Origin of the sequence: Paenibacillus sp. WLX1005 (assembly GCF_046603685.1) — a bacterium.
Lineage (GTDB): Bacteria > Bacillota > Bacilli > Paenibacillales > Paenibacillaceae > Saccharibacillus.
The window spans coordinates 1493931-1508375 of record NZ_CP176756.1 but is presented as its reverse complement, the minus strand read 5'-3'; the positions used below and the strand labels follow the sequence as shown (position 1 = coordinate 1508375).

Annotated in this window: 12 protein-coding genes; 5 read left to right on the top strand and 7 right to left on the bottom strand. The window is 46.9% G+C overall.

Annotation, left to right across the window (positions count from 1 at the left end; translation table 11 throughout):
* Window positions 1-118: 118 nt before the first annotated feature.
* From ACE3MZ_RS06565 to ACE3MZ_RS06555, 3 genes are all read left to right on the top strand, one after another.
* Complete coding sequence (locus ACE3MZ_RS06565) at window positions 119-1045, top strand: methyl-accepting chemotaxis protein (protein WP_411345661.1); 927 nt, start codon at window positions 119-121, stop codon at window positions 1043-1045.
* A gap of 411 nt (window positions 1046-1456) precedes the next feature.
* On the top strand, window positions 1457-2371 hold the full coding sequence (locus tag ACE3MZ_RS06560; protein WP_411345660.1) for a methyl-accepting chemotaxis protein: 915 nt from the start codon (window positions 1457-1459) through the stop codon (window positions 2369-2371).
* Window positions 2372-2632: 261 nt separating this feature from the next.
* Window positions 2633-4126 carry a glycoside hydrolase family 32 protein gene (locus ACE3MZ_RS06555; RefSeq protein WP_411345659.1) on the top strand — a complete coding sequence of 498 codons (1494 nt, stop codon included), beginning with the start codon at window positions 2633-2635 and terminating at the stop codon, window positions 4124-4126.
* Between the two features lie 226 nt (window positions 4127-4352).
* On the opposite strand, the gene ACE3MZ_RS06550 is transcribed toward ACE3MZ_RS06555, so the two are convergent.
* The 5 genes from ACE3MZ_RS06550 to ACE3MZ_RS06530 form a co-directional block, all read right to left on the bottom strand.
* Window positions 4353-5129, bottom strand: coding sequence for an HD domain-containing protein (locus tag ACE3MZ_RS06550; RefSeq protein ID WP_411345658.1), 777 nt, complete (start codon window positions 5127-5129; stop codon window positions 4353-4355).
* A gap of 533 nt (window positions 5130-5662) precedes the next feature.
* Complete coding sequence (locus ACE3MZ_RS06545) at window positions 5663-6469, bottom strand: protein phosphatase 2C domain-containing protein (RefSeq protein ID WP_411345657.1); 807 nt, start codon at window positions 6467-6469, stop codon at window positions 5663-5665.
* Entirely contained in the window at window positions 6466-7191 is a 726-nt protein-coding gene (locus tag ACE3MZ_RS06540) for a DUF3885 domain-containing protein (RefSeq protein ID WP_411345656.1), read from the bottom strand. Before ACE3MZ_RS06540 ends, ACE3MZ_RS06545 begins: the two co-directional genes overlap by 4 nt.
* 39 nt (window positions 7192-7230) lie before the next feature.
* Entirely contained in the window at window positions 7231-8148 is a 918-nt protein-coding gene (locus tag ACE3MZ_RS06535) for a hypothetical protein (protein WP_411345655.1), read from the bottom strand.
* Window positions 8145-8693 carry a helix-turn-helix domain-containing protein gene (locus tag ACE3MZ_RS06530; protein ID WP_411345654.1) on the bottom strand — a complete coding sequence of 183 codons (549 nt, stop codon included), beginning with the start codon at window positions 8691-8693 and terminating at the stop codon, window positions 8145-8147. Before ACE3MZ_RS06530 ends, ACE3MZ_RS06535 begins: the two co-directional genes overlap by 4 nt.
* Before the next feature lie 320 nt (window positions 8694-9013).
* Between ACE3MZ_RS06530 and ACE3MZ_RS06525 the strand changes: the two genes are divergently transcribed.
* Window positions 9014-9418: a DoxX family protein gene (locus ACE3MZ_RS06525; RefSeq protein WP_411345653.1), complete on the top strand. Its 405-nt coding sequence runs from the start codon at window positions 9014-9016 to the stop codon at window positions 9416-9418.
* Window positions 9419-9586: 168 nt separating this feature from the next.
* On the opposite strand, the gene ACE3MZ_RS06520 is transcribed toward ACE3MZ_RS06525, so the two are convergent.
* Complete coding sequence (locus tag ACE3MZ_RS06520) at window positions 9587-10600, bottom strand: carbon-nitrogen hydrolase family protein (protein WP_411345652.1); 1014 nt, start codon at window positions 10598-10600, stop codon at window positions 9587-9589.
* Between the two features lie 305 nt (window positions 10601-10905).
* On the opposite strand from ACE3MZ_RS06520, the gene ACE3MZ_RS06515 reads away from it, so the two are divergent.
* Window positions 10906-11883, top strand: coding sequence for a helix-turn-helix domain-containing protein (locus ACE3MZ_RS06515; RefSeq protein ID WP_411345651.1), 978 nt, complete (start codon window positions 10906-10908; stop codon window positions 11881-11883).
* A 285-nt stretch (window positions 11884-12168) separates the two neighbouring features.
* Here the strand turns inward: ACE3MZ_RS06515 and recQ are convergent, their stop codons facing one another.
* Entirely contained in the window at window positions 12169-14037 is a 1869-nt protein-coding gene (gene recQ, locus ACE3MZ_RS06510; protein ID WP_411345650.1) for a DNA helicase RecQ, read from the bottom strand.
* Between the last annotated feature and the right edge of the window lie 408 nt (window positions 14038-14445).

Sequence of the window (14445 nt, the reverse complement as noted above, 5' to 3'; positions counted from 1 at the left end):
ACATATTAGATTGGTATGGCTTATCGTGTACGTGCAGTACTATGAATTGCGGTCGGAAGAAGAGTACAACGTGGTTGAGAATACCGCGCCAGTTTGAGAATTGAAGGAGCCACCTATTATGTTAAACAATGTTGATACGCAGAATACAAGTCGGGATGTTCGAGAGAATTTGATTATAAAAGCATTGCAGGATCATCTAGCGATTATTAGCTTCGATCTCAATCGTCAGGTCGCCTATGTAAATGATAATTTTGCACAAGCTATGGGATATCGAAAAGAAGAGATGCTCGGAATGTATCACAAACAATTCTGCTTCCCAGAATTCGTCAACAGCCCGGATTATGAGCAAATGTGGAATGGTCTGATGTCCGGTCGCAGCTTTCAGGACAAGTTCAAGCGCATGGACGCTCATGGCAATGTGATCTGGCTGGAAGCGACGTATATGCCTGTCTATAACGAAGATCGTAGCCAGATTATTAGCATTAACAAAATCGCCACAGATATTACAGCAAGACAACGCAATATCTCGGAGCTGATGCAAGAGATGAAGCAGATGGCTAACGATCTGAGTGAACGCGCCGAAGTCGGCACCAAGCGTAATCAGGAACTGCTCGTCAGTATCGAGTCGATCGCAGACGTTGCCGCCGAGAACAATCAGAATCTGAAAACACTACAGGAGCAAGCCAAATCGATTCAGGGGATTGTCCAAACGATTCGCGATATTGCATCGCAGACGCATCTACTCTCTCTGAATGCAGCAATTGAAGCTGCTCATGCTGGTGAATTCGGTCGCGGCTTTGATGTCGTGGCTAAAGAAGTACGTAAACTGTCGGGTATGGTGCAATCTTCGATTATCGAAATCAAGCAAAATATTGACTCCATCACCACCGAAATTCAGGTCATTTCCAAAGGTACTGACGATGTGCAGCGCAATGTGGAACATGGACAACAGCAGGTGCAAAGCGCCCTCAGTGAATTCAGCGAACTTGCTTCTTCCGCCCGTCAACTGGATGTACAGGCAAGCAGCATTACTCGCATCATCTAACTCTTCACTATCCACATTTTTGCGTCACCATATTTTACTTATTGTTCTGGCGAAAGCATCCGATATATATAAGGAGCGCTTTTGCCAGTTTTTGCTCCCCTCTCTTCTCCTACCTATACCTGTACTCTTCAAAATAATAGGCAAATGCAGACAAATCAAGCGTTAATTAGGTTGCTTGCTATTAATATCCTAGCAATTGATTCAATTTCAATATAATTTCGCCATTTTTTATTGAATATGATTCAAATTGCCTAATCAAATAATTGACTGCATACGATATATTAGTATACACAATATTAATTCAGCGAGTTACCGGCCTTATATGAAATTTTGTGAATGAACTTCAACTGGAATTGCGACCGCACAGAGAAAGCATACACAGACGGAAACCGAATGATGGAGGCAATCAACATGTCAATTAATCATCAACAATATCAGGTGAGCGACGAACTGGTCGTCAAAGCACTGGAAAACAATCTTGCTATTATTCGCTTTGATGAAGAACGTCGCGTGGCTTATGTCAACGATAAATTCGCCGCTGCCATGGGATATACCCCACAACAAATGTACGGGATGAACCATAGAGAGTTCTGTTTTCCCGAATTGACAAGCAGTCCAGAATACGAAGCGATGTGGCGTGGTCTGTTTGCCGGTCGCAGCTTCCAAGACAAGATCAAACGTAAAGATGCTAATGGCAGAGCGCTCTGGCTCGAAGCTACCTATATGCCAGTCTATAGCGAAGACGGACGCAAAGTCATCAGCGTCAGCAAAATCGCTACCGATATTACCGATCGCCAAAACAATATCACGACTCTAGTGAGCGATATGCAACAGATGGCAGATGATCTGACTGAACGTGCCGAAAGCGGTATCAAACGCAATAACGATCTATTGCATAGCATTGATAAAATCGCTTCGGTCGCTTTTGAAAATACGTCCACATTGAGCAATTTGCAGCAGCAGGCGCGTTCGATTCAGAACGTAGTGCAGACGATACGCGATATCGCTTCCCAAACTCATCTGCTTGCACTCAATGCAGCGATTGAAGCTGCCCATGCAGGTGAATTCGGTCGTGGCTTTGACGTCGTTGCCAAAGAAGTGCGCAAGCTATCCGGTATGGTCGAAGCATCGATCATTGAAGTCAAAGATAGCGTCGATTCGATTACTCGTGAAATTAACAAAATCGCTAGCGGCACTACCAATGTGCAACAGGATGTGCAGCAAAGTCAGGATCAGATCGGTGTTGCCATTTCTGAGTTCAATATGCTCGCTTCCTCTGCCCAGCAATTGGATTGTCAAGCACGCAAAGTGTCCAGCATCGTCTAAATTACACCCTGTCTTCCCTTCGATCTTCTGTTTTATGTATGCGCAGCTTTATCCATATAGTATCACTGGACCGTTTTGTTTGAGCGAAACGGTTCTTTTTTCATTTTACATATGGTTGTTATGGGAAAATTGGAATACAATAACAGTAATAGGGAGTGAATCACTACCCTGTTCACGTTAGAGCTGGAATCAGATTAGTAAGATTATTGTAAGCGTTATCATTAATAAGCATGTATTCTTTTGCTGAAAGGTGGTTACAGGATGGAAACTTCCGATTTGCAAGTGTACAAGCCCCGACTTCATTTTGCCCCTACCCATCATCGTGTACATGATATTAGTGGACTGGTTGATATGGGAGGAGAATATCATTTATTTTACAGGTATGAACAGGATCATGCTGTACAACAAAATATACGCTGGGGACACGCTGTCAGTACCGATCTTATCCAATGGCAAGAACTGGATATGCAGATGCAATGGGATGAACGTGGATGGGCACAATCAGGTTGCGTTGTCGTTGATACGAGTAATACATCCGGTCTGTTCCCAGATGGTCCTGGCATGGTGGCTATCCATACATCTCAGCAACCTACCACTAGTCAGCAACCGATTACCGATACACCGGATGCCGCTGACCAGACGATACCGTCATGGAACATAGGTATTGCTTATAGTCATGATGGGGGTAGAACGTGGATGCCTTATGCTGGGAATCCGGTACTGACCGATCTGGAAAATGGTACTGTGTGTCAAGACCCGCGTGTATTCTGGTATCGTCCAAAGGGCTGCTGGATCATGGTACTGGCAACCGGGCAAGATGTATGCTTTTACAGTTCATCTAATTTGCTGAATTGGCAGCGAACGAGCCGATTTGGTAGTAAGCATGGATCGCATGAAGGACAATGGCGGTATCCTGATCTGTTTCGGCTGAATATCGAAGGCACGGAATCATGTAAATGGGTATTGCTGATCAGCATGGCGGACGAACCTGCACTTGGAAATGGCTCGCGGACACAGTATTTTGTCGGTTCTTTTGACGGACGCCAGTTCATGCCAGATGATAACCGAATTCAGTGGCTGGATTACGGACGCGACCATTATGGGAGCATCAGCCTAACTGACCACACTCAGCGCGATCCAAAGCGAATTCAGATTGGCTGGATGAACAACTGGCGGTATGCAGATGAACTGCCCGTAGCGAACTGGAATGGCGCCATGACCTTGCCACGCACGTTGACCCTGCGACCATACAAAAATCGGATGCTCATTTGCCAGCGTCCGGTTGCAGAACTGGAACGTCATTTTCATGAGAAATACAAACTGAATGGATGTACGATCACTGAGCAACAACCATATGAACTCATACAGCCGCTGAACATCGCTGATATTCAACTCCGTATGCAGCATGATGGGTTGCAGGAAATGGGTATCATTATTCATCATACGGCCGAACAATATACGGTGATTAGCTACAATGCAGCGAACGAATTGTTCAGTGTAAAGCGAGATCATAGCAGCTCATCTGATCTGGAGCCGCATCCACTGTTCCAGCGCGGTCAACAGGTTCATATCCCGCCAAGCAGTCATCTCAGTCTGCGTATTGTGCTGGATCGCTGCTCAATTGAAGCGTTTGCCGGGGATGGGATGTATGCTATTACGAGTCTGATCTTTCCAGATCGTACCTGCGAGAAGATTACGATGTATACGGTGGGCGGCGATGTGAGACTGTATGATAGTTGGATTCTGGTAGGTTGATTGTGGAATGGGCTGATTATGCTGATTGAAATAGTTGGGAGCAGATGTATAGTCTATGTGGATTTATTATGTTGGTATTGATATGTGCACTGTTATAACTGTTTGGGATATAACTATAACAAAGAGCACCTTTGTCATCTACAGCGGACAAGGTGCTTTTTGCTATATCTATATTCCCGGCTTCGGCTTGAAAATGATAGGTTACTTTGTGAACATTGGCAAAGTTTTATTGCCCATTCCATTCTTGGTAAAAGCGCTCGACATACTCCACCATATACTCATGTCGCTCCTGCGCAATCTGGCGCGCCGTCGATGTATTGATGCGGTCTTTGAGCTTGAACAACTTTTCATGAAAATGGTTGAGCGCCGTGCTGCGTCCATTGCGATATTCCTCGGCGCTCATCTCATGACGCACCGGCAAATCTGGATCATAGATCATATCACCGACATGACCGGCATACACAAATGTGCGCGCAATCGCCATAGCTCCCAGCGCGTCCAGACGATCTGCATCCTGCACTATTTTGCCTTCGATTGTCGGTAGTGGCGGATTGTTACCACCGTTGTAGGACATATTGGCGATGATGTAGACGATATGCTGCTGCGCTTCGTCTTCTACCTGCTGACCGCTCAGCCAATTGGTCACTCGCTGCATTCCGGCTTCTTTGGAAGGATTGAGCTTCTCGTCAGCGATATCGTGCAGCAGTGCCGCCATCGTGCAAATGTAATCATCCGCACCTTCTACTAGCGCCAAGCGCCGCGCCATCTGAACGACTCGGTGAATATGCCACCAGTCATGACCGCTCGTCTCGCCGCCCAGTTCTTGTTTTACAAAAGCATACGTTGCCGCCAAAATCCGTTGCTGCTCGTCAGGCAATTGGCGATGATCTTCCGCCACAAGTGCTGATGAACGAGCAAGATCATCAGCATGCAGCGCATATTGTTGCGCTGGACTCTTCGATTGTGAAGATACATCGGTAGACGTACAGTTACTATCGTTCAATGCTATCGTTCCCTTCGCTTCCATGCCAAGATGGTTGGATATTCATGGTCAAATCATTTACAACACATATAGTCATACATCGTTTCATCATCGTATTCTGTTACTTACACTGACGGACTTGTTGAATATAGCAAGACTTGCCGAGAACGGAAAATAACTTCGCGTTCCAGCTCCATGTAAGGTCGAAAATACAATCGTTCCGTTTCCAGCATATGAACGCCTCCTGCAACATCAGAATGTCCAAGGATATTGTTAGCTTACCATATTTTCAAAAGGTGGGTTATACAACATACACTACAAAAAGGAATAAGGGAACGGACTCCGGTGGAGCTTCGAGAATTTCCTGATAAGAGTTCATTCGTAAATTCTCACAGCTCCAAAGTCGTCCTTTTCCCTTATTTCCTTTTCTCCGTTCCGCAGATATGTAACGCAATGCATACATGAAGGCGGCGATTGTTAATAAGACGATTCCTGCGGCTCTACGATTCATCATCTTCTCCTCTTATTGATCATAATCTGTGCTTGCTCCATGGTTACTCCTGCTCGCGCTTCTGATCAGAGGGAATATCTGCTTCTGCGGCATTGTCGTATTCCCAGCAAATAATCGTTGCACTGTCATATGCCTGACTTGTATGCAGATGATTGAGCAGTTGATGCAGGTTGGAACTCATGCTGTTATCGTTGTACAGCGCATCATATAGTACGGGAGCTTGCTCATAATAATGATCTGCTCCTTCAAGAATGCCGTCAGTTAGCAGTACGATCAGATTTCTGCCGCTGCGAAGTTGGCGTCGTCCGCTACTATAACAAGGAACCGCTTGGTCGAACGTATTGACCTGACCGATCCATTCGTAAAATTGGCGCTGATTCAGTGCATATTGCCCCAGCTTCGCCAACTCTGGATGTAACAAATAGGCAACACAATCGCCAACCGAAAACCACCATACATACTGATCCATCTGAAATACCATCAGACATGCAGTTTCGCCTTGCACTTGACGGCAGGCTTCGCGAAATGACTTGCTGCCCAGCCAGTTGAGCATATAGATCTCCAGTGTATCCCACGCGTCATCCCGCTCCATCAATGTCGTCAATTGCTCCTGCCGATCCAGCAATTGATCCACGACCAGTGCCGCGCTCTCCGCACTATTATGCGCATCCAATACAACCGCAAGTCGCCAGCTAGCGGTATCGCTGCGTAGTACAATCAATCCATCTTCGTTCTTGCTCGCTCCACTTAGCGTATTGCCGCCATAGCGACCGATATGTATACCTTTCTGCTCTGTCACAGAGATCTCGTCGAGAAACATGTACCTGCTGCCAACCCAGCTATAGCTCATTGTTGATCTTCTCCTTTCACTACCTTATGAAACATAGCATCCATACGTTCGCGATCGTAATCCAGCAACCAGTCATTGTATGTAGTATACAGATGTCGTAGTAGCGAATCATCCAGACCGACAATATCCAATCCGCGATCATCGTACATATAGAAGATCAATTTTCGTACAGGATCGATATAATACACCTGTTCATGCAGCATCGGTCCTTTATTCGGAAAGTCTTTATAGCTTGCAGCAGCCAACAATGCCGGATAATCTATTTCCGCTATTGTGCATTCTAATCCAGAGTAGATATGATATCCATCCAAGACGCCGGTATCTTCATCATATTCGGGTATTCGTTCTTCCTCTACAATCAGTGAAACACTCTCTTTATTTAAAAAGTCATGTAGGGAAACGGTATCCCTTTCCCATCTTTCGATGATGGGAGCATCCGCTCCATCGTCCTGTTCTTTTGCATGATTGTCTTGGTATCCTTCCAATTCATTCGCCCAGACAAAAGAACGTGTACGAATATATATCTTCCGCCCGTCTCCAAACAGCTGTTCAAACAGTTCAACCGCACGCTGCTGTAACTGTTCAAAATACGTTGCTTCATCTACAGCACGTGGCGGATATCCAAGTTCAAAGCGCAGCCCTAACGGAACATGATAAAATAACGGTTCGTTCAAATCCATCTGTGCAAAATGTCGACGTAGCCACTCGTTTACGTTCACCATATCTGGTTCTCCTTTGCTGTACATATTCTATCTTCATATTCACAAACACCCCAACACCCAGCCTTCCCGCAAAATCAACTGCTTCTCCTGCTCGCTCAATGTTGGCAATGCCAGATAAGGTGCCAGTGTCTGCTCCAGATCGCGCGACTGCATCCAGCGGGCGATGTACATTGCGTCGCGTTCGTGTTCGCTCCATTCAGCGCTCCAATGCTCCTTCATCATCCGGCGACGGTACAGTGACGGGTACGCTTCGGTAATCACATGATGATCAGCGGGCATGTGCAGTCCGTCGTACGGCCAGAAATGTACCTTCATGCCGCGCTTTTGCCAGCGGCGCAGTCGATAGATCCATGGTAATCCAGTGTGTGTAGAATATGATACGGCGCCTTGCATGCCGGAGACGCGATCCAGATCGGTGACGCTTTTGGTGGATGGGATGAATTCGCGCTCTACTAAGCGTTTGTCAGTGGAATTGATATAATCGACCTGCTCCTTGCTTTGCTTCATCGTCAGCCGATCTGTCTTCCACGTCGTATAACTCCATTGCAAAAACTCATCCCAATTCTGCAACTGTAGTCGCTCCAACTGACTATGCGGATACGATAAACCATAATCGAGTCCGATGATCATACGCTTATTGCTATGCAGCAATTCGCGACGTAACCACTCATATATGCTGCGGCGTGACCACAAGCCGGACTTGGATGACGGCATCTTGCTATCCCGTTTCGATGATGAACTGCTGGCGTCTGATCGAGATACGGTTTGGGAGACTTGAGTGTTGGGGACTGTAGATGATACTGCCTGCCCTTTGGCTTTGTTTACGACCTGTGCAGACAGTAGACGACATTCCTCTGCTCCATCTGCGACGGCAACCGCCAATCCTTTGATAGGCGCATCTGGTTTGTCGGCACCGGAGTAATCGATGCCGATATACACATCAAATAACTTGCTCATACATCCCACTTCCATTCCATTTCCCGATAGACCGAGATCAGCACGCGCGCTGTTTCTTCCCCGATATTGGTAACCCGGTGCGGCACTACGGCGTTCCAGCTAAAGGAATCGCCAGCTTGCAGCTCCGCGCTATCCACGCCATATTCGACTCGGATGCGTCCTTCCACGATTGTATGAATCTCCTCGCCTTCATGCGCAATCGCCGCTTCCGAACTGGAACGCCCCGGTGGCAGCTCTACCAGTACGGCACGCATATTACGCGTCACACCTAGCTCATACACTTCCATCGGCTGACCGCCACCGGAAGTCAGTCGACGTTCTTCCTGACGGACGATATGCATGCGTTCTTCTTTGCTTAACAGCAAATAGGCAAGCGGCACATTGAGTGCACGGGCAATGCTTTCTAATGTAGCGATAGAAGGCGATGTTTTGTTGTTTTCGAGTTGGCTCATAAAGCCTTGAGATAACCCGGTTTGCTCACAAATGGCAGCAATCGTAATATTTTTCCGTTTACGGATCGTACGAATGGTCGAACCGATATCCATGGTCAGGTTTCTCCTTTACATATACGGGATGAACCGCGTGTGTTCTAATGATACCGTTGGGGGAATGGGAAGGCAATCGTTGTCCTTACAGTAAAATAACACCTTACTCACAGTCATAAACCTAACGATTTGCATAATACAAAAAGAGCAGAAAATGACTCTTCCCGACACCTGTATTCCGCTTGGTTACAACTGTTTTTGTTGACGCAACAAATATTACTTACACGAATATTATATACACAAAGATAATATTTGTATTGACATACTAGCAAACAGGTTGTAAATTACTTTTAGTAATCAATTTATTAAAGGAGTGTTCAATGATGAAAATAACAGTTGTATCGACTATTATGCGTGTTGTGCTTGGTATTCTATTTCTCGCTCACGGCATCAGTAAATTCCAAATGACGATGGCGGGTGTATCCGGCTGGTTCCAAAGCGTTGGCATCCCCGGCTTCCTTGCTTACATCGTATCCCCGATTGAGTTGGTTGGCGGTATTCTGCTGATCATTGGTCTGTTCACACGTTATGTATCGATTCTGCTAATTATCGTTCTGCTCGGCGCGATCTTCACGGTGAAACTGTCTGCTGGTCTGATGGGTAACGGTCAAATGGCGGGTTACGAGTTGGATCTGTCGTTCATTCTGGTCGCTCTGTATTTGGCAGTGAGCAACAATACTGGCTGGTCGCTGGATCAACTACTGTTCCGCCGCAAAACGGCTTAATTGAACAGGAGAAATAAAATAAAGCTTCTTCGAATCAATGGCAAGGTAACGAGTATAAGCGTAACTATGTACCGTATGCCTGATCACGAATGAATACACAATAAACAGCAATAAGGGGAACCACCATATAGGCAGGTTCCCCTTATTGCTGTTCGGCTATAGATGATCTTATTTTACGAGCACATCCTGATCATATTGAATACTGTCATAACCAATTACCTTCTGTGCACCGCTGCCGATATGCTTGATCGGCTTATGCTCCGTGCGGTCAAAGGACAGAGACAAGAAGCCCGGTGTAGAATAATGCCCTGCACTATCGATCAGAAATTTGCCCGGGATGAGCTGTTCCAGATCGATATCAGCATAAATAATGCCTTCTTCGTCATGCTCTAGTGAATTGCCGACGTCTTTGCCGTTCGGGCCGATAATACGCGCAAACCCATGTCCCGGCTGCATAAATTGCTTCTGTTCTTCTGTTTCACAAATACGGTCACATTGCTCTTGTGTCCAGATTTGCGAAGATACGAGGCAAAATACCTGATTGCTCATCGCATAATAACGACTCGCAGTAACACACGGCTCTACTCCAAACAGATGCCCATCGTATGGTAAGCCAATCGGCCATGAAGCGACATGTACCTGCTCGTTCATCGAGGCCATCGCCGCAATATTAAGCGGCAGCATATGCTCCCAACATTGTAATCCACCCAGATTGCCCAGCTCGGTTTCGAATACAGGCATCATACTACCGTCGCCATCGCCCCAGATCGTTTTCTCCGCATTGGTCGCTTTTAGCTTGCGGTGTTTGCCGATCAGATTGCCGTCTGGATCAAACCAGAGCTGCGTCAGATAGAGTGATCCGCCATCCTTTTCCGTTACCGATACACAGAAGTAGACACCGTTACGACGCGCAGCGGCACTAAGCTTTTGCACTGCCAGACCAGGAATCTCGACTGCATTTTTGTACAGGTCGATATAGTATTTCATGCCGTAATTCGTATCACCCATCCAGATCCACCACGGATAACCGGGGATAAATGCTTCGGGAAACGCAATCAGCTTCGCACCGCCCGCGGCAGCTTCATCGACCAGCCGACATGTTTTATCTACCGTTGCATCCAAATCGAGCATCACCGGGGATGCCTGTACAGCGGCTACACGATAGTTCGGAAAAGTTGTCATATTCATTCCTCCTGCAATATAGGTATGGATTCAGATGATCGTTTGCGCTGCTTGAGAATCATCTGCTGCTTATGAACATTATATTTCCGCTTCGTGTTAAGGTCTTGACTATGCGTGTACAGATACTTGCCGTTTTGTGCACAAATAGAGAATACATAGTTTTGTTTTCATTTTATTTTCTCATTATCCCTATTTTTTATATACATATGTAATATTAGTTGACTCATAAGGTGATGTATAGCATTGACTTTCTGTTTATTTTTCCTATAATCGTATGTAATCTACGGATAAACGGAGGGAACGAGATGACGACCATTTTATCAACCGAACAGGTTAAGGAGCGCGAACAATTCGCGTACTGGCGGGAAACGTTGTGCGATGTGTTTGTACAGCTGGATGCGGATAATCTGTCGGTACGACCGGATTTTGCGGGGCGGTTGGAGATTGGGCAGCTGGAGCAATTGCAGATCACGGACGTTCTCTCCGATCCGCAGCATGTGATTCGGTCGCGACAACAGATTGCACGGGCAAATGAAGAATATTTTCTACTTAGTTTACAAGTATCCGGGCATGGCTATACGTCGCAGGATAAACGGGAAGCCAATTTAGAACCGGGTGACTTTGTATTATATGATACAACTCGTCCGTATGTGCTTCATTTTGAACAACCCTTTCAGCAGATTGTGTTTCGATTGCCGCGTCAGCTGCTATTAAACCGTCATACACATGCTGAGCAATTGACCTCCCTGCGCATGCCCGGACAGCATCCGGTGACGATGATGGTATCGAGTTTTTTGCGGACGGTATCGTCTACGTATCATCATTTCGATCCAGCGACTCGGTTACGGGTGTCAGACAGCATTGTCGATCTACTATCGACGGCGCTATATCTCGCTGAAGGTGCCGACCGACCAAGGATAGAAAACGATTCATTGGCGCTGGCTCATCGGACAGCGGCGCATTCGTATATCGCGGCACATCTGAATGATCATCAATTGAGCCCGGCGGCGATTGCTGCCCATCTCGGCATTTCGCTTCGGTATTTGCATCGGCTGTTTGAAGCGGAAGGGCAGTCAGTCGCAGCGTGTATTCGGCATCAGCGCTTGCAGCAGTCTGCTCGTATGCTGGCGGATCGTCGGCAGCTGCATCGAACAGTGATGGACATCGCACTAAGCTGGGGATTTAACGATGCCGCTCATTTTAGCCGATTGTTCCGTCAGCAATATGGCATGAGTCCAAGTGAGTACCGATTGCAATCGCTATCGGATACGCAGAATCTATAACAGCCAAACTCCAATCAAAAACCCGCGTTCTACGAAATAATTGCTGCACTCTACAATGAAACTGCCCGATAGGCATGTCTTCTCATTGTTTGGATGGCAGCAGCTTTTCGTAAAGCGCGGGTTTCTTGGTTCATTACCGAGCAGCGGTACTTATGCGCCGGCATTACTAGGTTTGTATACATGTACATTTTAAGATTCAATAGATCGTTGAATGGAATATCGCTTCGCTGTTATGTTCACCATGCCAGACTCCAATTCACGGATACGATCCTCGTTGCAATTGACTTAATATTCGTCTCCGAACGTGCTGTTCTCCTCCATCGTCTTCTTTTGGAAAAAGGCAAGGAATGGTTCGCCGTATTTGCGATACTTCACTTCGCCGACCCCTTTGACGGTGAGCATCTCGCCTTCACTTTGTGGCTCGACTACGCTCATCTCGCGCAATGTCGCATCGTTGAAAATGATATACGATGGCACGCCTTCGCGAGAAGCCAATTCACGTCGAATGAGGCGCAATTGCTCGAAGATCGTTTCATTTACCGCAGACAGCTCGTCGCCACCGGAACGGGAACGACTGCCCGATGTGCGACCTGCCGATGCGGCGACTGGCATTGGTGCACGTTGCATCACTTTGTGTTGCCCCTTGAGCACATCGCCTGCTAGCGGCTGTAATTTGACGACAGGATACTGACCTTCGGTGAGCAGCAGATAGCCTTCGGCTGCCAGTACATTGATGCGCTCGGAGATTTCCTTTTCCGTCAAATGCGATAGCAGACCATGCGTAGGCAGCTCATCGAATTTGTATTGCAGGATTTTTTTGTTACGAGAACCTTTGAGCACTTGCGCGACAACTGATACACCAAAGCGCTCACGCAGACGATAAATGCATGAAAAGATCTTTTGCGCTTCAATTGTCGTATCAACCAGCTCACGACTATCGCGGCAGGAGCTACATTGTCCGCACGGCTCTGCCGCATGTTCTTCGCCAAAATAGTCCAGCATCGCATTGCGCAGACATTTGGTCGTATAGCAATAGTCGATCATTTGCTGCATTTTGCGATAATCGTTATGCTTGCGCTCGCCTTCATTCATATTCTGCTCCAGCAGGAACTTCTGGGTCATAATGTCCTGCGGGCTGAACAGCAAAATACACTCACTCGGATCGCCGTCACGCCCTGCACGACCCGCTTCCTGAATATAGGCTTCCATATTTTTGGGCATATTGTAGTGGATGACATACCGTACGTTCGACTTGTCGATCCCCATCCCAAAAGCATTCGTTGCTACAATTACCCGAATATCATCATACAAAAAAGCTTCCTGACTGCTATCCCGTTCGTCGTCGCTCATGCCCGCATGATATCGTCCCGCCTGTACACCACTGCTTAGCAAGCGGCTATACAGATCATCCACATCCTTGCGAGTAGCGGCATAAATAATACCCGATTCACTCTCATGAGTACGCGCATAATCAATTACAAATTCCTTACGCTGTGTACCGCGTAATACCGACATCGACAGATTATCCCGTCCCAGCCCGGTAATGAATACTTCCGGCTGCTTCAATTGCAGCAAACGCAAAATATCGCTGCGTACTTCCGGTGTCGCCGTCGCTGTAAATGCCGCTACAATCGGACGCTGCGGCATCTGATCAACAAACGGTGCAATTTCCAGATAACTTGTCCGAAAATCATGCCCCCACTGGGATACACAGTGTGCCTCATCGACTGCAAGGCAAGTAATATTCACACCGTTCATCTCTTCGCGGAACCAATCCAGCTCCAATCGCTCCGGCGCCACATACAACAGCTTCAACTCGCCACGTCGCGCGGCATTGATGCGTTGATTCACCTCGCGTCCGCTCAGTGTGCTGTTAATATAAGCTGCCGCCACACCGGCTGCTTCCAGCGCATCCACCTGATCTTTCATCAGTGAGATTAGCGGTGAAATGACCAGCGTGACGCCAGCGTTCACGAGTGCAGGAATCTGATAACAGATCGATTTACCGCCACCAGTCGGCATGATTCCAAGCGTATCGTGGCGATCCAGCAAACTGCCGACAATCTTGCGCTGACCTTCCCGAAAATCTTCATACCCAAAATATTTTTGCAGCAATTCCTGAGCCTGCTGCATCACAGGCGCCTGTACGCTCATATTCAAAACTCCTATCTATCTAAACTTGACTGACCAGTATCATTGTCCATATAAAATTCATAATCATCTTCGCAGATGCTGTCATGTATCGCCATAATGCTCTAATCCGTGCCGCTGACGTCAAAATATATGCCTCATATATGCTTGTTTACAGCCAGACGCTGGCACAGACGGCAAAAAGCAGCCCAGTAAGTAGGAGTACCTGCCTGGTCTGCTTTCTTTATTTTTATTATAACCGATGAGGGGGGATTTTCCCAGCTTTTGCCGAGATTTGCATATGCAATGTTGTAAGCTATAAAGGCTGTATATATAGGATAAGCAGGTCATGCTTGTTCACTCATAATGGCGATGCAATAACGTCTGTATATTGCCGCGGATAGCTATTATTCACTCCCTGCAATCAATAAT

Excerpts from the sequence above, each read along its gene's own strand:
- ACE3MZ_RS06565 (WP_411345661.1), top strand. The coding sequence starts at position 119 with ATGTTAAACAATGTTGATACGCAGAATACAAGTCGGGATGTTCGAGAG.
- ACE3MZ_RS06560 (WP_411345660.1), top strand. The coding sequence starts at position 1,457 with ATGTCAATTAATCATCAACAATATCAGGTGAGCGACGAACTGGTCGTC.
- ACE3MZ_RS06555 (WP_411345659.1), top strand. The coding sequence starts at position 2,633 with ATGGAAACTTCCGATTTGCAAGTGTACAAGCCCCGACTTCATTTTGCC.
- ACE3MZ_RS06545 (WP_411345657.1), bottom strand. The coding sequence starts at position 6,469 with ATGAGCTATAGCTGGGTTGGCAGCAGGTACATGTTTCTCGACGAGATC.
- ACE3MZ_RS06540 (WP_411345656.1), bottom strand. The coding sequence starts at position 7,191 with ATGGTGAACGTAAACGAGTGGCTACGTCGACATTTTGCACAGATGGAT.
- ACE3MZ_RS06535 (WP_411345655.1), bottom strand. The coding sequence starts at position 8,148 with ATGAGCAAGTTATTTGATGTGTATATCGGCATCGATTACTCCGGTGCC.
- ACE3MZ_RS06530 (WP_411345654.1), bottom strand. The coding sequence starts at position 8,693 with ATGGATATCGGTTCGACCATTCGTACGATCCGTAAACGGAAAAATATT.
- ACE3MZ_RS06525 (WP_411345653.1), top strand. The coding sequence starts at position 9,014 with ATGATGAAAATAACAGTTGTATCGACTATTATGCGTGTTGTGCTTGGT.
- ACE3MZ_RS06520 (WP_411345652.1), bottom strand. The coding sequence starts at position 10,600 with ATGACAACTTTTCCGAACTATCGTGTAGCCGCTGTACAGGCATCCCCG.
- ACE3MZ_RS06515 (WP_411345651.1), top strand. The coding sequence starts at position 10,906 with ATGACGACCATTTTATCAACCGAACAGGTTAAGGAGCGCGAACAATTC.
- recQ (WP_411345650.1), bottom strand. The coding sequence starts at position 14,037 with ATGAGCGTACAGGCGCCTGTGATGCAGCAGGCTCAGGAATTGCTGCAA.